Origin of the sequence: Pseudomonas sp. S49 (assembly GCF_009866785.1) — a bacterium.
GTDB lineage: Bacteria > Pseudomonadota > Gammaproteobacteria > Pseudomonadales > Pseudomonadaceae > Aquipseudomonas.
This window is the reverse complement of record NZ_CP019432.1, coordinates 3,505,402-3,525,501: the sequence shown is the minus strand read 5'-3', so window position 1 is coordinate 3,525,501 and position 20,100 is coordinate 3,505,402. Positions and strand designations below refer to the sequence as shown.

Below are 20,100 nucleotides of genomic sequence, written 5' to 3'. Positions count from 1 at the left end.
TTAAGGATTCACCATGATTCCCAACGAAGACCAAACCCAGATCCGCGACATGGCCCGGCAGTTCGCCGAGGAACGCTTGAAGCCGTTCGCTGCCGAGTGGGATCGCGAGCACCGTTTCCCCAAGGAAGCCATCGGCCAGATGGCCGGGCTGGGCTTCTTCGGCATGCTCGTGCCGGAGCAGTGGGGCGGCTGCGACACCGGTTATCTGGCGTACGCCATGGCCCTGGAAGAAATCGCCGCCGGCGACGGCGCCTGCTCGACGATCATGAGCGTGCACAACTCGGTCGGCTGCGTGCCGATCCTCAAGTTCGGCAACGACGATCAGCGCGAACGCTTCCTCAAACCCTTGGCCAGCGGCACCATGCTCGGCGCATTTGCGCTGACCGAACCGCAAGCCGGTTCCGATGCCAGCAGCCTGAAAACCCGTGCACGGCTGGAAGGCGATCACTACGTGCTGAATGGCTGCAAACAGTTCATCACCTCAGGGCAAAACGCCGGGATCGTGATTGTGTTTGCGGTGACCGATCCGAGTGCCGGCAAACGCGGTATCAGCGCGTTTATCGTGCCGACCGATTCACCGGGTTACAAAGTCGCCCGCGTCGAAGACAAGCTCGGTCAACACGCGTCCGACACCTGCCAGATTCTCTTTGAAGATGTGAAAGTGCCGGTGGCCAACCGTTTGGGTGAAGAGGGCGAGGGCTACAAGATTGCGCTGGCCAATCTTGAAGGTGGCCGCGTCGGCATTGCGTCGCAATCGGTAGGCATGGCCCGCGCCGCATTTGAAGCGGCGCGCGATTATGCCCGTGAGCGCGACACCTTCGGCAAGCCGATCATCGAGCATCAGGCGGTAGCATTCCGCCTGGCCGACATGGCCACGCAAATCGCCGTCGCCCGGCAAATGGTGCATTACGCCGCCGCCCTGCGTGACAGCGGTCAACCAGCACTGGTCGAGGCGTCGATGGCCAAACTGTTCGCCTCGGAGATGGCCGAGAAGGTCTGTTCGATGGCGTTGCAAACCCTCGGCGGTTACGGTTACCTCAACGACTTCCCGCTGGAACGTATCTACCGCGACGTACGCGTCTGCCAGATCTACGAAGGCACCAGCGATATTCAGCGCATGGTCATTTCGCGCAATCTTTAAGAAGGAATTTTTATTCATGACGTACGAAACCATTCTGCTCGAAACCCACGGCCGCGTTGGCCTGATCACCCTCAACCGCCTGCAGGCGCTGAATGCGCTGAATGCGCAACTGGTCAGCGAAGTGAACCAGGCCCTTGATGCGCTGGAAGCGGATGCGAACATCGGTTGCATCGTCCTCACCGGTTCGAAAAAGGCCTTTGCCGCCGGTGCCGACATCAAGGAAATGGCCGAACTGACCTACCCGCAGATCTACATGGACGACCTGTTCAGCGACAGCGATCGCGTGGCTAACCGGCGTAAGCCGATCATTGCAGCGGTCAACGGTTTCGCCCTCGGTGGTGGCTGTGAGTTGGCGTTGATGTGCGACTTTATTCTGGCCGGTGATAACGCGAAGTTTGGCCAACCGGAAATCAACCTCGGGGTGTTGCCGGGTATGGGTGGCACCCAGCGCCTGACGCGCGCCGTCGGCAAAGCGAAAGCCATGGAGATGTGCCTGAGCGGGCGCTTGATCGATGCGGTGGAGGCTGAGCGTTGCGGTATCGTTGCGCGCATTGTGCCGAGTGATGAGTTGCTCGACGAAGCGCTGAGGGTAGCGGCGGTGATCGCCAGCAAGTCGCTGCCGATTGCGATGATGGTCAAAGAAAGTGTGAATCGTGCCTTTGAAGTGAACCTGACTGAGGGCGTGCGCTTCGAGCGCCGGGTGTTCCATGCGGCGTTTGCGACGCAGGATCAGAAGGAGGGGATGGCGGCGTTTATTGCCAAGCGTGAGGCTGCATTCCAAGGCAAATAAATGTGGTGCCTGAGCTGACGCCTTCGCGAGCAGGCTCGCTCCCACATGAGGTTCTCGGCGTTCACACAATCTGTGTTCGCTGGAGATCTCTGTGGGAGCGAGCCTGCTCGCGAAGCTTTTAAGGTTTGATATACATCAAAATCAAAAACCCCTCACCCTAACCCTCTCCCAGAGGGAGAGGGGACTGATTGGGGGATGCTTGGGAGGTACGTCGACCTGAAGGTGCTTTATTAAATCCATAATCGACTCAATCTTTCAGGTCGATGTATGACGCCAGACACCTCGGTCGGCCCCCTCTCCCTCGGGGAGAGGGCTGGGGTGAGGGAAAGGGGCCAACACCATTACAACTGATAGTTCTTCAGCTCCCGCGCAATGACCATCCGCTGAATCTCGCTCGAGCCTTCATAGATCTGGGTAATCCGCGCATCGCGGTAATACTTCTCGACCGGATAATCCTCCAGATAACCATACCCGCCATGAATCTGAATCGCCGAGGAACATACTTTCTCGGCCATTTCCGAAGCAAACAACTTGGCCTGCGAAGCCTCGGACAAGCAAGGTTTGCCCGCCGTACGCAGACGCGCCGCATGCAGGATCATCAGCCGCGCCGCGTTGATCTGCATGTGCATATCGGCCAGCAAATTGGCAATGCTCTGGTGTTCGTTGATCGGTTTGCCGAACTGGATGCGATCGCGCGAATACACCAGCGCCGCTTCAAATGCCGCGCGCGCGATACCCAAAGCCTGCGCCGCGATGCCGATGCGTCCGCCTTCAAGGTTGGACAGGGCAATCGCCAGACCTTTACCACGCTCACCGAGCAGATTGGTCTCAGGAATGCTGCAATTACTCAGCGTCACCGCGCAGGTATCGGAGGCGCGGATGCCCATTTTGTGTTCGGTGCGATCAACGATAAAACCGGCGGTATCGGTTGGCACCAGAAACGCCGAAATGCCTTTCTTGCCCAGATCCGGATCAGTCACCGCAAACACGATCGCCAGCTTCGCCCGTTTGCCGTTGCTGACAAATTGCTTGGCGCCGTTGATCACCCACTGGCCGTCACGCAGTTCGGCGCGGGTGCGCAGGTTATGCGCTTCGGAGCCGGCCTGCGGTTCGGTCAGGCAGAAGCAGCCGATGGTTTTGCCGCTGGCCAGATCCGCCAGCCAGGTCTGTTTCTGTGCTTCGCTGCCGTAGTTGAGCACCGGGCCGCAGCCGACCGAGTTGTGGATGCTCATGAATGCGCCGGTCGCGCCATCACCGGCGGAAATCTCTTCCACCGCCAACGCATAAGCGACGTAATCGACGTAGGTGCCGCCCCATTCTTCGGGGACGACCATGCCGAGCAAACCCAATTCGCCCATCTTCGCGACGAGCGCGTCGTCAATCCAGCCAGCCTTTTCCCAGGCCTGCGCATGGGGTGCGATTTCGCCACGGGCAAAGTCCCGGGCCATGTCGCGGATCATCACTTGTTCTTCAGTCAGTTCGAGATCGTGCATGGCTCAGCTCCCGCTCTCATCAAAACCGTGGAAGAAACTCGCGACATGCGTAGCGTTCAGCGCATCGAGGGTCGGCGGGTTCCAGCGCGGTGTCTTGTCTTTATCGATCAGCAGGGCGCGTACGCCTTCGATCAGGTCGCCGCGCGCGAACCACTGGCGATCCAGGTGCAGTTCGAGAGCGAAACAGTGTTCCAGACTCAAGTGACGGCCGCGACGGAGCATTTCCAGGGTCACTGCCATCGCCAGCGGCGAACGGGTTTCCAGCAAGTCTGCCGTGGTGGTCGCCCATTCGTGGCTGTCGGCGACGGTCACCGCGCGCAGTTGCTCGACCATGCTCGGCACATCCGGCAGCGCGAAAAAGTGGTCAATGGCCGGGCGCAAGGTTTCTAGCGGAGCGTCAGGCAAGGTCTGCACGGCGTGTTTGGCCAATAGATTCTGCAGCGCCTTGAGCGGCGTGTCCTGCCATTCCATCTGATCGAGTTTTTCGTCGAGCAGCGCCAGTTTGCTGCTGTCCAGATACCAATCGGCGAGGCCGCAATACAGCGCATCGGCGGCACGGATCTGCACGCCGCTGACGCCCAGGTAAATCCCCAGCTCACCGGGAATGCGCGGCAGGAAATAGCTGCCACCGACATCGGGGAAATAACCGATGGCCACTTCCGGCATCGCCAGTCGGCTCTTCTCGGTGACCACGCGCAGATCGGCGCCTTGCACCAGGCCCATGCCGCCGCCGAGGACAAATCCGTCCATCAGCGCCAGCACCGGTTTGCGGTAGTGATGAATCGTCAGGTCGAGGGCATATTCCTCGACGAAGAAATCTTCGTGCAGCGTATCGCCGCTCTTGAAACTGTCGTACAGGGAACGAATGTCGCCACCGGCGCAGAAGGCTTTTTCACCGGCACCGCGTAGAACCACCGCATGCACATTGGCGTCAGTCGCCCAGGCATCGAGTTGCTGTTGCAGCAAGCGCACCATGTCGAGGGTAATGGCGTTGAGACCGGCGGGGCGGTTGAGGGTCAGGTGACCGATATGGTTGCGAACCTCGGCCAGCACTTCGTTCTGCGTGGCGTCCATGGACTGAGTCCGCGGGGATGAAGCCTGAGCTGTCATCAGTAACTCCCTGCTTTTATTGTCTTTATTCGAAAAGCTCGCGCGCGAGCGTTACTGGATCGTAACAGTGCAAATTTGCCGTGTACAACCGGGATATTCGCAGGGGGAGTTTGCGTTTTTACCTTGGTCGAAAATGTACGCGGGCTCATGTAGGAGCTGCCGCAGGCTGCGATCTTTTGATCTTGACCTTAAATAACAAAATCAAAAGATCGCAGCCTTCGGCAGCTCCTACACGGAGTCAGCGGAAGGTTTGGGTAATGCTGCGACGTTTGGCGTGCAGTTCGCTGGCGTGGATCAGTTGTTCGAGGTCTTCAGGGGTTATGTCGATGAAGGCTTCCATGTCGGCCAAAGCGAGTTTGAGGTCTTCGGCGGTGATCGCCTGACTGTCGACCGGTGTCAGCACCGGTGCCGGTTCCGCCGGACGTTTCGGATAACGGATGCGGGTCAGGTTGTTGTAGGCCAAGGCACTGAGCAGCATGCACGCTGCGCCAAGCATCACCGGTTCCATGGCTTTCCAGTCCATGGCGATGGTTGCAGGATCGGCCAGAACCAGCGTCAGCGCCAAGGCGCCAGCGGGCGGATGCAGGCAACGCAGCCAGCACATCAGAATCAGCGCCATGCCCGCCGCCAGACAAGCGCTGCCGAGCGTGCGGCCGAGGACATGGGCCACCAGCAACGCAACGACGCCGGCACACAAGTAGCCGCCGAGAATCGACCAGGGCTGGGCGAGGGCACCGGATGACACGGCGAACAGCAACACCGCCGATGCGCCCAATGGCCCGATCAAGTGATAGGCGACTTCATGGCCGAACACCTGCGCGCACAGCCACACACTGAACAACGTGCCCAAGGCCATGCCGATGGCGGCGCGACTCCATTCGGTGGGACGGGTATTGATGGCGGCAGGCAACCAGCGAGCGAGCATGTGAATCCGATCCTTGCAGCAAATTCGAGGCAAAAAAAAGGACTTGTCCGGCATATCCGGAAAGCCCTCGAAGCGTTCCAACATTGGGGGAGGAACCCGCACAGTGTGCCGATCAAAATCGATGCTGACAAATTCATATTAATGCACATTTAGTGCATTAATTTTGAATTGAAGCGACGCGACGGCCACTGACGAAACACAAATAGCCGCCCACCGCCGCCAGTGCGCTCAAGGCATAGAACATGCTCGGCGCCGGTGTGTGCATCAGCAGAAATCCGCACATGACTGGGCTGGCCGCACCACCCAGCGCCGCCAGATTCTGCGCGCCGTAATAGCTGCCGCGCAGGTCTTCCGGGGCCAATGTGTCAACGAACAGAAAGTCGGCCGGGTAAATGATCATCTCGCCCAAGGTAAAGATGAACATCGCCACGCACCAACCGATCAGGCTGTCGGCGAGACTGAAGCCGATCAGCCCGACGATGAACAACGCGGTGCCGCCGGCTATCCAGTGACGCAGGTGTTCACGGCTGAGCAAGCGGCCGATCTGGTACTGCAACAGGATCACCGTGATTGCGTTGCAGGCGAGCAGGGCGGCCATGGTGTCCAGCGTCTGTTGTTGGGTGTGGGTGACCAGCAGGTATTGCGACAGGTACAGGGTGAAACGTCCGTGCACCAGCGTGCTGAGCAGGCAGCCCAGGGTAAACAGGATCATCGTGCGGTCGTTTTTCAGGATGATCAGGGTTTTCAGAAAACTCGGCGCTGCGGCGACTGGAGCAATCGGGCTGGCTTCCCGGCCGGCGCCGAGCAGCAGAAAGATGCTGCCGATGGCAATCGCACCGGCCACGATAAAGGGTGCAGAGGGCTGCACCCCGGCAATCACCACGCCGATCATCGGGCCGACGGCATAGCCGATGTTGGTCAATGTGTAGTTGAGGGAAAACGCCTTGACCCGTTGGCCGACTGGCAGGTTTTCACTGAGGATGGCTTTGGAGCAGATGAGGAACAGCGCCGATGCCGTTTCGCTGATGATCAGCACCAGGGTGACCAGATACAGATTCTGCGCGAAGGTCAGCAGGATCAGACCGATACCGCTGGAGAGCATGGTCAGGATCAGCAACTGGCGTTTGTCGAGCCGATCGATGATGTAACCCCCGTACAACGACAACAGCGTGGCGCTGAACACCGCAATGCCCAGCAGCAGACCGACGTCTTGCGGGTTGAGGCCGAGCTTGTTGCTGAGGAACAGCGTCAGTAGCGGGCTGATCAGGGCGCGGCTGATAACGACGGTCAGCGAGCTGATCATCAACCGGCGGATGAGGCGCGAGTAGGTGGCCACGAAGGGTCAATGTCCTTATTTGAGAATGCCTGGCGGGCGTACGCCATCCTTACCGGGCAATCACCAACGGTCAAGCTGCCATAACACCATCCCCTGTGGGAGCGAGCCTGCTCGCGAATGCGTTGTGTCAGATACATCAATGTTGACTGACACTGCGCCTTCGCGAGCAGGCTCGCTCCCACAGGGGATTTTCGTTGCGTTCAAATCAGGGGCAGGTGCATGGCGCAGCGGCGGTTCGCGGGAAAACCCAGTGCGATTTCGGCCTGTACGGCGTCGTGCAAATAGCCAGCGGTAGGTGCGGACGTCAACTCGACAAACCCCATGCGCTGATAAAACGGCGCATTCCACGGCAGGTCGCGAAACGTGGTCAATGTCACTGCGTTCAACCGCAACGCGCGCGCTTGTTCAATCGCCGCCGAAACCAGCCGTCGACCGATGCCCTGGCCCTGAAAGGCCTGACTGACAGACAACTCTTCAATGTGCAGGTGCTGGTCGATTTCGACTGCGCGGAGAAACCCTGCCAGTCCGGTACTTTCGGCGACCCACATATTCGCCTCCTCGATAGCACGCACATGTTGCGCAACCTCCGCCACCTCGGCATCCGCCAGCCAGGCCAATTGCGGGTCAAGACGGAACAGCTCGGCAGCCGAGCGTTCGATGGCAGGGAGGGCCACCGCGTCAGCGGGCCTTGCGAGGCGAATGATCATGTTCATGTAGGAGCTGCCGCCGGTTGCGATCTGTTGATCTGGATTTCAAGAAACAAGATCAAAAGATCGCAGCCTTCGGCAGCGCCTACAAGGGGGGCGGTGTACAGAGTGATGGCGTCATCAAGCGACGTCGGACGCGTGCGGCCACTGCTGCAGCGGGATCGGCAACTTACGCGATTCGCCACGGCCCATCGGGAAGTACTGGAAGCCGTTGCGCGCCAGACGCTCGGCGTCGTACAGGTTGCGCCCGTCGAAGATCACCGGCGTGTTGAGGCGCTGTTTGATCAAGTCGAAATCCGGGGCTTTGAACTGCTGCCACTCGGTGCAGATGATCAGCGCATCGGCCCCGGGCAGTACCGATTCCGGCGTACCCATCAGCATCAGTTTCGATTCGTCCGGGTAGAGGTTCTGGGTTTCCTGCATGGCTTCCGGGTCGAAGGCGCGCACACTGGCACCGGCGGCCCAGAGTTCTTCCAGCAGGACCCGGCTCGGCGCGTCACGCATGTCGTCGGTATTCGGTTTAAACGCCAGGCCCCACAGGGCGAAGGTCTTGCCGCGCAAATCACCCTTGTAGAACGCGTTGATGCGCTCGAACAATTTGTGTTTCTGCCGCTGGTTGATCGCCTCGACCGCTTGCAGCAAGTCGCTGGAGCAATGCGCTTCTTCGGCGCTGTGGATCAACGCGCGCATGTCTTTCGGGAAGCACGAGCCGCCATAACCGCAGCCCGGGTAGATGAAGTGGTAACCGATGCGCGTATCGGCACCGATGCCCTGGCGCACCGATTCGATGTCGGCACCGAGGTGTTCGGCGAGTTCGGCGATCTGGTTGATGAAGCTGATCTTGGTCGCCAGCATGCAGTTGGCGGCGTACTTGGTCAGCTCGGCGCTGCGCAGGTCCATGAACATGATGCGGTCATGGTTGCGGTTGAACGGCGAGTACAGATCACGCATCACGTCGCGCACTTCATCGCCTTCGCAACCGATAACGATACGGTCCGGACGGCGGCAATCGGCAACCGCTGAGCCTTCCTTGAGAAATTCCGGGTTGGAGACGATATCGAACTGCAGCAGGCGGCCGACCTTGATCAAGGCTTTTTCAATGTGCGTGCGCAGGGTGTCGCCAGTACCCACCGGCACCGTGGATTTCTCCACGATGATCAATGGCTGCTCACGATGCCGGGCAATCGCGTCACCGACCGAAAGCACGTAACGCAGATCGGCCGAACCGTCCTCACGCGACGGCGTACCCACGGCAATAAACGCCACCCGCGCGTGCTGCACGGCGAGCTTTTCATCGGTGGTGAATTGCAGGCGTTTCGAGTCCAGCCCTTCGCGCACCAGGCTGGCCAGTCCCGGTTCAAAAATGCTCACGTGACCCTGGCGCAACAGCTCGACCTTCTTCTGGTCGACGTCCATGCACACGACATCATGGCCGACTTCGGCCAACACAGCCGCTTGCACCAGACCGACGTAACCGCTGCCAAATACTGTGATTTTCATGGAGCACTCCTGAATTCGGGCGCACGAGCCGGACGCGTGTTGATGGTGATGACCCCGAGCATGACCAGCGCCACGCCCAGTGATTGAGTGAAACTGAAGGATTCGTTGAACAGCGGCAGACTGGCCGCCAGCAGATAAACCAGCGCATAGCTGATGCTCAGCAGCGAATAAGCCCGGCCCAGCGGCAGATCGCGCAGGGCGGCGAGCCAGCAGAGCATCGACAGCGCGTAGGCAAAAATCGCCGCGACGACCACGGCCAGCGCAAACCGGTCGAGGCTGTCGAAGGCCAGCCATTGTTTCGGCACGGGCAGGCGCGTCATGCTCCAGCGCATCGCCAATTGCGCCGCGCTGACCAGCAACACGCTGCCCAGCGCGAAAATGACGCCGCGACGCGGGTTCATGACTGCTGCCCCAGCAAAACCACACCACCGATTACCAACGCGACGCCGAGCCAATGCTGGCGGTCGATCGGCTCACGGAAGACGAAGCGCGCGATCAGGGTGATCAGCACGAAGTTGAGGCTGAGCATCGGATAGGCGATGCCGACTTCCAGCCGCTGCAACACCAACAGCCAGACCAACAGACCGGAACCGAGGGCGAACAGGGCCAGCCATAACCACGGCGAGCGCAGTTTGCCAATCAGCGAAGAATCGCCCCCGCGCCAGCTCTCCACGGCGTATTTCTGCGCCACTTGGCCCAGGCAGGTCAGCAGGCACGCAGCCAACAACAGCAACAGGCTCATGACGCCTCCTTGGGCAGGATCATGATCACCAGGTTGCCCTGCTCATAACGGACGCCGTCCTTTGGCAATCTGTCGATTTCGTCCAGTTCGTCCTGCCCCTTGACGCGCATCACCACGCCGACCGCACCGCTGCGGCGTGCCTCGCGCATCCACTGTTGCACGTGATCGGGATCGACCCGCTGTTGAATGCCGTCAGGATAGGCAAGGCCATATTTCAATTCGCCTATCGTGTTGTACAACGCGACTTGCGGGGTTTTCAGGCGCCAGGCCAGCGCTGAAGCAGCGCCGAGGTCGTTGCTCAGTAGATGGGCGGTCTGCGCCAGTTCAGTGACGTGATGCTTGATGAATTGATCGGGCATCTTGTTGGCGACCACCGATTTGGGCAGTGCCGCCGGGAGCACCGCGATCAGCAGCAGGCTGCCGAGCGCCGGTGCTGCCCAGCATTGCAGCGGCAGAAAGGCTTGCAGCAGGTTGGCGATGATCCAGCCGATCAGCGCGATAAACACCAGCACCATGCTGTGCAGTTCGTGGTCGTAGACCGGTTTGCTCAGTTGCAGGTACACCAGCGCAATCAGCGTGGCGACGCCCAGCAACAGATTGAGCAGACCATTGATGCTCAGCGCCCGACCTTGCTCCAGACGCAAACGATCGGCCAGCGCATGACCGAGCAGCAACGCCATCGGCAGCAGGCACGGCAGGATGTAGGTCGGCAGCTTGCCGTTGCTCAGGCTGAAAAACAGCAGCGGCATCAGCAGCCACAGCAGCAGGAATACGACTTTGGGCTGAGCGCGGCTTTGCCAGGCTTGCTTGAACGCCGTCGGCAGCAATCCCGCCCACGGCAGACTGAACGCCACCAGCAGCGGCAGATAAAACCACCACGGCGCATCATGCTGCGCATCGTCCCCGGCAAAGCGGCGGATGTGTTCGTGCCAGAAGAAGAATCGCCAGTAGTCCGGCTCCTGCGCATGCACCGAGAGCACCCACGGCAGGCTGATCAGGATCGCCACGGCAATCGCCACCGGGCCGAACATCAGCAGTTCACGCCAGCGTTTTTGCCAGAGCATCCACGGCAGGGCGATCAACACCGGCAGCAGCCAGGCGAGGAATCCCTTGGTCATGAAGCCCATGCCACACGCCAACCCCAATACCGCCCAGGCCGCCATGCGCTTGCCGCCGGTTTGACTGTCGACGGCAAACCACAGCGCCACCAGGCTGAGGTTGACCCAGAAGGTGAATTGCGGATCGAGGTTGGCGTACCCAGCCTGACCGGCAACAATCGTGAAACTCATGTAGAGCAGGGCGCAGACGAAGCTTTTGCGCGGCTCGTTCCATAAACGTCGGGCGACCAGATAGCACAGCAGCACGCTCAGGCCGGTGCTCAGCGCTGAAGCGAAGCGCACGCCGAACAGGTTTTGCCCGAACAATTGCTGACCCAGTGCGATCATCCAGTAACCGGCAATCGGCTTCTCGAAATAACGCAGGCTCATGAAGTGCGGCGACACCCGGTTGCCACTGAGCAGCATGTCCTGACTGATCTGCGCGTAACGGGTTTCGTCGGGAATCCACAAGCCGTGCGTGCCCAGCGGCAGCAGATAGGCCAGCAGACAAATGCCCAGCAACAACAGTGGCAGCGTCCAGCGTCTAGTCATGCGCCTTGCACTCCCAGCCAGCCTTCACGGCCGTCGAGGGCGCCGCGTTGCACGCGACCCACGGGCAAGGTGTTGAAAAACTCGGGCAGCAAATCGCCCAGCGGTTTGAAATCGATGTTGCGCTGACGTGCAGCGGCCAGTAATTGACGAAAATCCTCGGCCATCAGAATCCCTTCTACCTCGGCATGAATGGTGTAGACGTTGAGCTGTTGCGGGCGAAAGTGATCGAGGAGGAACGCGTTGTAATCCCGCGCGGCAACGATGGGGCCGACGACTTCGTCGAAAGTTGGCAGATCCACTGGAATCTGTGGCGTGCCCGGCGTGCCGTCGGCCAGCAGCGGACGAAACAGGCGATTGCCTCGGCAATCGCTGTTGTAGCGAAAGTCGAAGGCTTGCTTGGCCTCGATCACGCGCTCGTCGGCACGCCAGCCGGCGGCGGCCGAGCACTCGACTTTCTCGCCGAGAATGTCGCTCAAAGTGTCGACGCCCTGACGGATCTGCTCGATCAGTTGCGCATTGCTCCAGCGCCCGGCATTGGCCTGCCAGCCGTGGTGATCCCAGGCATGCAAACCCACTTCATGACCGGCATCCCGGGCCTGACGCATCAGGTGCCCGAGTTCGCGGCCAATCGGTTTGCCCGGCCACGCCGTACCGGCCAGCAAAATGTCCCAGCCGTACAGGCCGGCCGCATTGGAGCGGAGCATCTTCCAGAGGAACTGCGGGCGGATCAGGCGCCACAGATGCCGGCCCATGTTGTCGGGGCCGACACTGAAGAAAAACGTCGCCTTGATCTGCGCCTCGTCGAGCATTTCCAGCAAACGCGGCACCCCTTCACGGGTGCCGCGAAAGGTGTCGACGTCGATGCGTAGACCGGCCTGCATCAACGCTTGTCCGCGATTTCGAGCATGGCTTCACGCAAGAAGAAATCCAGCGTATTGCCAATGGTCTCGCGCATTTCCACGGTCGGCGTCCAGTCGAGCAGACGTTTGGCGTTGGCGATGCTTGGCTTGCGGTGCTCGACGTCCTGGTAACCGGCGCCGTAGAACGCTTTGCTTTCCACGTCGCGGAAACCGGCGAATGGCGGGAAGTTGTTGCGCAGCGGATGCGCTTCGAACTGACGCAGCAACTCTTCGCCCAACTGACGAATACTGGCCTCGTTGTCCGGGTTGCCGATGTTGATGATCTGACCGTTGCAGACGTCGCCATCGTTATCGATGATCCGCGCCAAGGCTTCGACGCCGTCGGCGATGTCGGTGAAGCAGCGTTTTTGCTCGCCGCCGTCGAACAGGCGAATCGGCGTGCCTTCGACCAGATTAAGAATCAACTGAGTGATGGCGCGGGAGCTGCCGATGCGCGCCGAATCCAGGCGATCAAGGCGCGGGCCCATCCAGTTGAACGGACGGAACAGGGTGAAATTCAGACCCTTGGCGCCATAGGCCCAGATCACCCGATCCAGCAGTTGTTTGGACACCGAGTAGATCCAGCGCTGCTTGTTGATCGGGCCGACCACCAGGTTCGAAGTGTCTTCGTCGAAGTGCTTGTCCTGGCACATGCCATAGACTTCCGAGGTCGACGGGAAGATCACGCGCTTGTTGTACTTGACGCAGTAGCGCACCAGTTTCAGGTTTTCTTCGAAGTCGAGTTCGAACACGCGCAGCGGGTTGCGGGTGTATTCGATCGGTGTGGCGATGGCCACCAGCGGCAGGACCACGTCGCACTTCTTGATGTGGTACTCGATCCACTCGGAGTGAATGCTGATGTCGCCTTCGACATAGTGGAAGTGCGGATGGCTGCGCAGACGGTCGATGGCGTCGGAACCGATGTCCAGGCCATAGACTTCATAGCGGTCATCACGCAGCAGGCGTTCGGACAAGTGATTGCCGATAAAACCGTTGACACCGAGGATCAGCACCCGCGTGCGGCGTGGCCCACGGCCGGACTCGGCACCGCGCAGCAGCGAGCCGTCGACCAGACCGAGTTCACTGGCCAGTTGCGGGCCGCTGAGGAACAGGCCGCTGTCATTGCGCTGGCCGGAGAGGATCACCAGCGAATCTTCACCGCAGGCAATGCGCAGTGGATCGACACTGATCACCCGGCCCGGCGCCTGACCGTCGTTGCCTTTGACGACTTCGGCGCTCCAGACGATGAGTTTGTGCTCGCCCACGGCGCAGAAAGCGCCCGGATACGGTTGAGTCACCGCACGCACCAGGTTGAACAATTGCTCGGCGGGTTTGGCCCAGAGCAGTTTGCCGTCCGCCGCCGTGCGACGACCGAATACTGTGGCCTTCGATTCGTCCTGCGCGGTTTCGCTGATCTTGCCTTGCAGCATGGCTGGCAAAGTGTCGCGCAGCAGATCCGTCGCGGCGATGCGCAGCTTGCCGTGCAGGCTCAACGCGGTGTCGCTGCGCTCGATGGCCACGCGCTGCTGGGCAACAATGGCGCCGGCATCGGCACGTTTGACCATGCGGTGCAGGGTGACGCCGGTTTCGGTTTCACCGTTAACCAGCACCCAGTTGGCCGGGGCGCGGCCACGGTAGCTCGGCAACAGAGAACCGTGCAGGTTGAACGCGCCTTTTTTTGCGGTGGCCAGCAACGATTCGCTCAGCAGGTGGCGGTAGTAGAAGGAGAACACGTAGTCCGGATTGAGTTTGGCGATCCGCTCGATCCACAGCGGGTGGTTGACGTCTTCCGGGGCGTGCACCGGAATGCCTTTACGGGCGCACAATTGCGCGACCGAGGCGTAGAAGGCGTTCTCTTTCGGGTCATCGGCGTGAGTGAACACCGCCGCGATGTCATAGCCGCTGTCCAGCAGGGCTTGAATGCCGGCGCAGCCGATATCGTGATAAGCGAAGACAACCGTTTTTGCGCTCATGAGAGAACCTGATCATTGGAGGAGGAGAGACCGTCGACGGTGATGGCGCGCGGCGGCATGGCGGGTTGGCCGCGCAAGACTTTTTCCACGAAGAAACGCGGGCGGGCGCGCACGTCGCTGTACATGCGCCCCAGGTATTCGCCGAGCAGGCCCATGCCGATGAACTGGCCACCGGTGAACACGAACAACACCGCGAACAGCACGAACATGCCGTCACCGGCCCAGCCGGCACCGAACACCAGGCGCAACACGATCAGTGCGGCGGCAAACAGCACGCCGAGGCCGGCCATGGCGAAGCCGACAATGCTCAGCAAGCGCAGAGGCGTGGTGGTCATGCAGGTGATCAGGTCGAACATCAGATTGATCAAACGCATCGGGCTGTACTTCGAATCGCCGTGTTCGCGCTCGGCGTGGGCGACGACAATCTCGGTGGTGTGACGGGCGAAGCTGTTGGCCAGAATCGGAATGAAGGTGCTGCGTTCACGGCAGGCGAGCATCGCGTCGATGATCGTTCGGCGGTAGGCGCGGAGCATGCAGCCGTAGTCGCTCATGGCGACGCCGGTGGAACGCTGCACGGCGAGGTTGATCAGCTTCGACGGATAGCGGCGCAGGGCCGAATCCTGGCGGTTGCCGCGCACGGTGCCGACGACGTCGTAACCCTTTTCCGCTTCGGCGACCAGCCGGGGGATTTCTTCCGGCGGGTTCTGCAGGTCGGCGTCGAGGGTGATCACCACATCGCCTTTGCATTGTTCGAAACCGGCCATGATTGCTGCGTGCTGGCCGTAGTTGCGGTTGAGGATGACCGCCACGAACGGGCTGTCTTCACGGCTCGCGGCTTCTTCCAGAAGGTGGGCGGAATCGTCACGGCTGCCGTCGTCAACGAGGACGATTTCATAGTCGTGACGCAGCATCCGGCAGGCAGCTTCGGTACGGCGCAGCAGTTCCGGCAGGCTGTCCTGTTCGTTGTAGACCGGGATGACGATCGACACACAGCGGATCGGATAGGTTTTCACGGGCGTTTGTCCATAAGGGTGGCGATGGCGCCGACCACGCGATCAAGGTCCTGATCGCTCATGTCGGGGAACAGCGGAATCGAACACAGCCGCGCCGAGTTCCATTCGGTGTCGGGCAGGTAGAGGTCGGGGTCACGCTGGCGATACCAGGTGTGCAGGTGGGTGGCGATGAAATGGATACCGGTGCCGATGCCTTGGTCCTGCAAACCTTTCATAAAGGCTTCGCGGTCCATGCCGCAGCGCTCGCTGTCGATGCGCAGGATGAACAGGTGCCAGGCGTGGGTCTGCGCGTAGGCGGGCAGGGCCAGCGGTTGCACCGGCAGGCCTTCGAGTTTTTGCCGGTAGGCGGCGGCCAATTCAGAGCGACGGGCGTTGATCGCGTCCAGACGCTCAAGCTGCACCAACGCAATCGCGGCGTTGATGTCGGCGAGGTTGTATTTGAATCCCGGTTCCATCACCTGGGCCTGCGGCTTGCGGCCACCGGTCAGGCGATCGTAGGCATCAACGCCCAGACCGTGGAATTTGAGCATGCGCACGCGGCTGGCCAAGGCTTCGTCGTCGGTGACGAACATCGCGCCTTCGGCACAGGTCATGTTCTTGATCGCGTGGAAGGAAAAAATCGCTGTGCCCTGCGAGCCGACGTGGCGGCCCTTGTAACGGGTACCGGCTGCGTGGGCGGCGTCTTCGATGACGGCGATGCCGTGTTTGTCGGCCAACGCGTACAGCGGATCGAGATCAAACGCGGCGCCGGCGTAATGCACCGGGATGATTGCTTTGGTGCGTGGGGTGATTGCCGCTTCGATGCGCGCGGCGTCGGTCATCAGGGTGTCGCGGTCAACGTCGACGAATACCGGTGTGGCGCCGAGCAGCGAGATCATGTTGGCCGTCGACACCCAGGTCTGCGACGGGGTGATGACTTCGTCGCCCGGGCCGATGCCCAAAGCCAACAAGGTGATGTGCATGCCACCGGTGGCCGAGGAAAGTGCCACGGCGTGTTTGCAACCGACATAGTGTGCGAACTGTTCTTCCAGTGCCTGGTTTTTAGGGCCGGTAGTAATCCAGCCCGAACGTAATACTTGTTCGACGGCGGCTATTTCTTCTTCGCCGATACTCGGCCGGGAAAACGGCAGAAACGCTTGACTCATAAGAACCTCGGGGCGACAGCCATCCTTCAGCCGATTGTCTGAAAAACACGGAATTTCAAAGGGTTGAGTTACCGGTCGGGGAATACCTGATTGACTTTCCAGTCCGCGGCCGGCAGGGTTGCAGGCCTTTCGGGGCAACCTGTTGTAACTAAGGTTATGCGCGTTTTTGTCAAAGGAACATGAAAAAACGGTCGGCGATTCGTCTATCTGTAAGCCATACAGCCACCGTTCAGACTTCTTCCGTTCATCGGCTGTTTTAGTCGAAAAGTCTTACGGAAGAGTCGCTCTTTATATAAGTTTGTTTGCACTTTTAAGTTGTTTTGTTGAACTGTTTTCTATTCAAGGCCGTTTCGTTTGATTGACTTGTCGAGTACTGAATCCACCCCGTCCAACACTAATCCGCTGACGCTTTATCTGGCGCGACTGGCGCCTTCCAGCCAACTGACCATGCGCTATGTCTTGCAGGATGCTGCGGACCGCCTGGGTTTCGAAGACGTGGATATCGAAGAAATCCCCTGGCACGGGCTGCAACCGGAAGACGTCGTGGCGCTGGTCGCCGCGTTGCGCGCCGACGGTTATGCGCCGAATACCTCGTCGCTGTATGTGAATGCCGTGCGCGGGGTGATGAATGAAGCCTGGCGCATGAGTCTGATCAGTCAGGATCATCTTTTAAAGATGCGTTCGGTCAAAGGCATTGCCGGCACGCGGTTATCTCAGGGCCGCAACTTGAAGCGCACCTTGATTCACGAACTGATGGAAGTTTGCTCCGCCGATCCACGCCCACAAGGCCTGCGCGACGCGGCAGTGATTGCGCTGTTGTACGGCACCGGCATGCGTAAATCGGAGTCGGTGGACCTGGATTTGAATCAGGTCGACTTCACTGAGCGCAGCCTGACCGTCACCGGTAAGGGCAACAAACAACTGATCAAGTACGCGCCGGCCTGGGCATTCGCCAAACTCGATGCGTGGCTGGAGTTGCGCCGCTCGCAACTCAAGGAAGGCGAGAGCGACGATGCCTTTCTGTTCAATCGTATCCGTCGCGGCAGCCACATCACCCGCGAGCGCATCACCAAACACGCGATCTATTACATCGCCCGCCAGCGTGGCACCCAGGTCGGGGTGAAGATCATGCCTCACGACTTCCGCCGCTCGTTTATTACGCGGGTCATCGAGGAACATGATCTGTCGATCGCGCAGAAGCTCGCGCACCACAGCAACATCCAGACCACCGCCAACTACGATGTGCGTGATGACAACGAGCGGCGGCGTGCGGTGGATCGCTTCGATCTGTAGGCCTGTCAGGACGGGGAAGGGCAGGTGCGCGCGTTGCCGGTTGCCGCCCGACTGATCTGATCGGCCAGCCGTTTGACGTTGTGCTGCTGGGCGCCCACCAGATCATCGATGGTCGGGCCGGACGGTGTTTGCAGGGTCGAACGGCAGGTCAGCGAGCCATTGTCAGTGGCGCCGACAGGACGCAAGCGCCATTTGGCGTCGATCAGGCCGTACTGACCGGGGATCGAGTCGAAGCGTTGCACTTCGATGCGCACCGAAACATTGCCTTGCCCACTGGTATTGCTCAATTGATCGGCCAACGCACCGCGCAACTCATCCGCCAGTGTCGCCCCCCACCAATCGGTTTCCAGAATCGCCAGGCCGCTGTTGCCCTGGCGGATAACGATTTGCGCACGGTCGACCTGCGGCGGCACGCTCAGCGCTTCAATCGGAATCTGCGCGCCGGTCCGGGTGTTGGCGATCTGTACCGGCGTCAGGGTGTGGAAGCTGATCGGGTCGCTGCGGCAGGCGCCAAGCAGCATGAACGCAGCGAGCACGGTGATTTTCAGCGGTACAGCCATGGTTCAGCTCCTGTGCTCAGTTGCGTGGCGGGCCTTTCAGGTCTATAGGCGCGGCGTTATCGGGGCGACCACGAATCAGCGATTCCGGATGCCGGCCCAAGTAATCCGACAGCTCACGCAGCGAACGCGACATGCGTCCGAGTTCGTCGAGGGTCTCGGTGAGTTTCTCGCGTTGCGGCGAATCTTCGGCCAGGGTCGAGCTGGCGGACTGCAAGGTCTTGCTGACGTCGGCGAGGGTGCTCTGCACGCCCGGCAGGGTCTTGGCGTTGAACTGGGTCAGGCCTTTGCGCAGCTCGATCAGATTGCTGTCGAGGTTGTTGGCGATGCGATCGACCGGCAGCTTGTTGAGCTTGTCGACCACGGCTTCGAGTTTCTCCTGCAGCTGTTCGAGGCTTCCCGGAACGGTCGGTAGAACGACCGGGCGAGCGCTCGGGTCGAACGCGACTTTCTCCGCTTTCGGGAAGAAGTCCAGTGCCACGTACAACTGGCCGGTCAGCAGGTTGCCACTGCGCGCCTGAGCACGCAGGCCATTATCGACGAAGGTGCCCAGCAGGCGGATGCCGGCCGCTTCGTCGTTGGGGTCGTGCTTGAATTCGGTGAGCATCTTTTTGTAGGCCTGACCGAGACGCTGCGGGTAAATGACGATGCCGACGTTCAGCGGGAAGGTGCGTTTTTTCGCATCGAAATCCAGGTTGATGCCCACGACCCGGCCGATTTCCATACCGAGGAACTCGACCGGCGCATCGACCTTGAGTCCGCGCAGTGACTGCTCGAAACGCAGCACCATGTATTGCGCCTTGCCGTTCGGCGGGGCGAGGGCGCTCTGCTGGTCGGCGAACAGTTCGAAATCCTTGTCGTCGGCGGCGGCCACATCGTTGGGACTGTAATCCGGAGCACGGAACGCAATGCCGCCCACCAGCATGGTTGACAGCGATTCGGTCTTCACGGCAAAGCCGTTGGCACCGACATTGATGTCGATGCCGCTGGCATTCCAGAAACGGGTGTTTTCGGTGACGAACGCGTCGTTCGGCGCGTGAATGAACACCTCGATATCGACCCCTTTGCCTTCCGGGTTAAGGGCGTAAGTGACGACCTGGCCGACCGGAATCTTGCGGTAATAAACCGGTGAACCGATGTCCAGTGAACCGAGATCCGGCGCATGCAGCATGAAGCGCTTGCCGGGTTCGCCATAGGTGATCGGCGGAGGATTTTCCAGACCCTTGAAGTTCTTTGCGCGGCTATCGGACTGGCCGACGTCGGCGCCGATGTAGTCACCGGAAAGCAGGGTGTCGATGCCCGAGACGCCGCCGGCGCCAATGCGCGGGCGCACCACCCAGAACTGTGAATCTTCGCGCGTGAAGGTTTCCGCCTGTTTGGACAGTTTGATGGTGGCGTCGACGCTTTTCTGGTCGCCACTCAACTCGACGTCCGTGACCTGACCGATGACCACGTTGCGGTATTTGACCTCGGTCTTGTTCGCCGTCAGGCCGCTGCCGGTCTTGAAGTTGACGATGATCGTCGGCCCTTCCTGCATCACGTTGTGCACCACCAGCGAGATGCCCACGAGCACCGCCACGATCGGCACGATCCAGACGAGCGAAATGCCGAAACGGCGGGTTTTGACTGGGGCTTGGCCTGGTGCTCGCGGCTCGTCGGTGGCTGACGACTTCATCCATGTCCTCCTCGATTGATTGGGCACTGAGCGTCAGGAACGCAAAAGCACCTCATCAATATAGAAGTGCTTGGCGATAGAGCAAATGTGTATAGCTCACCTGTGCTTGATGATCGTTCCCACGCTCTGCGTGGGAATGCAGCCCGTGACGC

Annotated in this window: 18 protein-coding genes; 3 read left to right on the top strand and 15 right to left on the bottom strand. The window is 60.3% G+C overall.

What is annotated here, in order from left to right; genetic code table 11:
• The first annotated feature begins 13 nt into the window (after nucleotides 1-13).
• Entirely contained in the window at nucleotides 14-1,141 is a 1,128-nt protein-coding gene (locus PspS49_RS15545) for an acyl-CoA dehydrogenase (RefSeq protein ID WP_160040197.1), read from the top strand.
• A gap of 16 nt (nucleotides 1,142-1,157) precedes the next feature.
• Complete coding sequence (locus PspS49_RS15540) at nucleotides 1,158-1,931, top strand: enoyl-CoA hydratase (protein ID WP_160040195.1); 774 nt, start codon at nucleotides 1,158-1,160, stop codon at nucleotides 1,929-1,931.
• 341 nt (nucleotides 1,932-2,272) lie between these two features.
• On the opposite strand, the gene PspS49_RS15535 is transcribed toward PspS49_RS15540, so the two are convergent.
• From PspS49_RS15535 to arnB, 13 genes are all read right to left on the bottom strand, one after another.
• Nucleotides 2,273-3,424 (bottom strand): acyl-CoA dehydrogenase family protein, encoded by a 1,152-nt coding sequence (locus PspS49_RS15535; protein ID WP_150751349.1) that lies wholly within the window; start codon nucleotides 3,422-3,424, stop codon nucleotides 2,273-2,275.
• A gap of 3 nt (nucleotides 3,425-3,427) precedes the next feature.
• On the bottom strand, nucleotides 3,428-4,534 hold the full coding sequence (locus PspS49_RS15530) for an enoyl-CoA hydratase/isomerase family protein (RefSeq protein ID WP_160040193.1): 1,107 nt from the start codon (nucleotides 4,532-4,534) through the stop codon (nucleotides 3,428-3,430).
• Nucleotides 4,535-4,772: 238 nt separating this feature from the next.
• Nucleotides 4,773-5,459: an HPP family protein gene (locus tag PspS49_RS15525; protein WP_160040191.1), complete on the bottom strand. Its 687-nt coding sequence runs from the start codon at nucleotides 5,457-5,459 to the stop codon at nucleotides 4,773-4,775.
• Between the two features lie 157 nt (nucleotides 5,460-5,616).
• On the bottom strand, nucleotides 5,617-6,795 hold the full coding sequence (locus PspS49_RS15520) for an MFS transporter (RefSeq protein ID WP_160040189.1): 1,179 nt from the start codon (nucleotides 6,793-6,795) through the stop codon (nucleotides 5,617-5,619).
• Between the two features lie 200 nt (nucleotides 6,796-6,995).
• The gene (locus PspS49_RS15515) at nucleotides 6,996-7,508 is read right to left on the bottom strand and encodes a GNAT family N-acetyltransferase (protein ID WP_160040187.1); all 513 of its coding nucleotides are present in this window, start codon (nucleotides 7,506-7,508) and stop codon (nucleotides 6,996-6,998) included.
• A gap of 114 nt (nucleotides 7,509-7,622) precedes the next feature.
• Nucleotides 7,623-9,002 (bottom strand): UDP-glucose/GDP-mannose dehydrogenase family protein, encoded by a 1,380-nt coding sequence (locus PspS49_RS15510; RefSeq protein WP_160040185.1) that lies wholly within the window; start codon nucleotides 9,000-9,002, stop codon nucleotides 7,623-7,625.
• Complete coding sequence (arnF, locus tag PspS49_RS15505) at nucleotides 8,999-9,403, bottom strand: 4-amino-4-deoxy-L-arabinose-phosphoundecaprenol flippase subunit ArnF (RefSeq protein ID WP_160040174.1); 405 nt, start codon at nucleotides 9,401-9,403, stop codon at nucleotides 8,999-9,001. Before arnF ends, PspS49_RS15510 begins: the two co-directional genes overlap by 4 nt.
• Nucleotides 9,400-9,744 carry a 4-amino-4-deoxy-L-arabinose-phosphoundecaprenol flippase subunit ArnE gene (gene arnE / locus PspS49_RS15500; RefSeq protein WP_160040172.1) on the bottom strand — a complete coding sequence of 115 codons (345 nt, stop codon included), beginning with the start codon at nucleotides 9,742-9,744 and terminating at the stop codon, nucleotides 9,400-9,402. The genes arnF and arnE overlap by 4 nt, the downstream gene beginning before the upstream one ends.
• A complete protein-coding gene (gene arnT / locus PspS49_RS15495; RefSeq protein ID WP_160040170.1) occupies nucleotides 9,741-11,393 on the bottom strand; it encodes a lipid IV(A) 4-amino-4-deoxy-L-arabinosyltransferase in 1,653 nt (550 codons plus the stop codon). Before arnT ends, arnE begins: the two co-directional genes overlap by 4 nt.
• Complete coding sequence (gene arnD, locus PspS49_RS15490) at nucleotides 11,390-12,274, bottom strand: 4-deoxy-4-formamido-L-arabinose-phosphoundecaprenol deformylase (RefSeq protein ID WP_160040168.1); 885 nt, start codon at nucleotides 12,272-12,274, stop codon at nucleotides 11,390-11,392. The genes arnT and arnD overlap by 4 nt, the downstream gene beginning before the upstream one ends.
• Nucleotides 12,274-14,265 carry a bifunctional UDP-4-amino-4-deoxy-L-arabinose formyltransferase/UDP-glucuronic acid oxidase ArnA gene (gene arnA / locus PspS49_RS15485; protein ID WP_160040166.1) on the bottom strand — a complete coding sequence of 664 codons (1,992 nt, stop codon included), beginning with the start codon at nucleotides 14,263-14,265 and terminating at the stop codon, nucleotides 12,274-12,276. The genes arnD and arnA overlap by 1 nt, the downstream gene beginning before the upstream one ends.
• Nucleotides 14,262-15,278 (bottom strand): undecaprenyl-phosphate 4-deoxy-4-formamido-L-arabinose transferase, encoded by a 1,017-nt coding sequence (gene arnC, locus PspS49_RS15480; protein WP_127927766.1) that lies wholly within the window; start codon nucleotides 15,276-15,278, stop codon nucleotides 14,262-14,264. Before arnC ends, arnA begins: the two co-directional genes overlap by 4 nt.
• The gene (gene arnB / locus PspS49_RS15475) at nucleotides 15,275-16,423 is read right to left on the bottom strand and encodes a UDP-4-amino-4-deoxy-L-arabinose aminotransferase (RefSeq protein ID WP_127927764.1); all 1,149 of its coding nucleotides are present in this window, start codon (nucleotides 16,421-16,423) and stop codon (nucleotides 15,275-15,277) included. The genes arnC and arnB overlap by 4 nt, the downstream gene beginning before the upstream one ends.
• Nucleotides 16,424-16,870: 447 nt before the next feature.
• On the opposite strand from arnB, the gene PspS49_RS15470 reads away from it, so the two are divergent.
• Nucleotides 16,871-17,716, top strand: a complete 846-nt coding sequence (locus PspS49_RS15470; RefSeq protein WP_238786356.1) for a tyrosine-type recombinase/integrase — start codon at nucleotides 16,871-16,873, stop codon at nucleotides 17,714-17,716.
• A 5-nt stretch (nucleotides 17,717-17,721) separates the two neighbouring features.
• On the opposite strand, the gene PspS49_RS15465 is transcribed toward PspS49_RS15470, so the two are convergent.
• Both PspS49_RS15465 and PspS49_RS15460 read right to left on the bottom strand, forming a co-directional pair.
• The gene (locus PspS49_RS15465) at nucleotides 17,722-18,276 is read right to left on the bottom strand and encodes a PqiC family protein (RefSeq protein ID WP_127927762.1); all 555 of its coding nucleotides are present in this window, start codon (nucleotides 18,274-18,276) and stop codon (nucleotides 17,722-17,724) included.
• Between the two features lie 16 nt (nucleotides 18,277-18,292).
• Nucleotides 18,293-19,948, bottom strand: coding sequence for an MlaD family protein (locus tag PspS49_RS15460; protein ID WP_127927760.1), 1,656 nt, complete (start codon nucleotides 19,946-19,948; stop codon nucleotides 18,293-18,295).
• Nucleotides 19,949-20,100 lie beyond the last annotated feature (152 nt).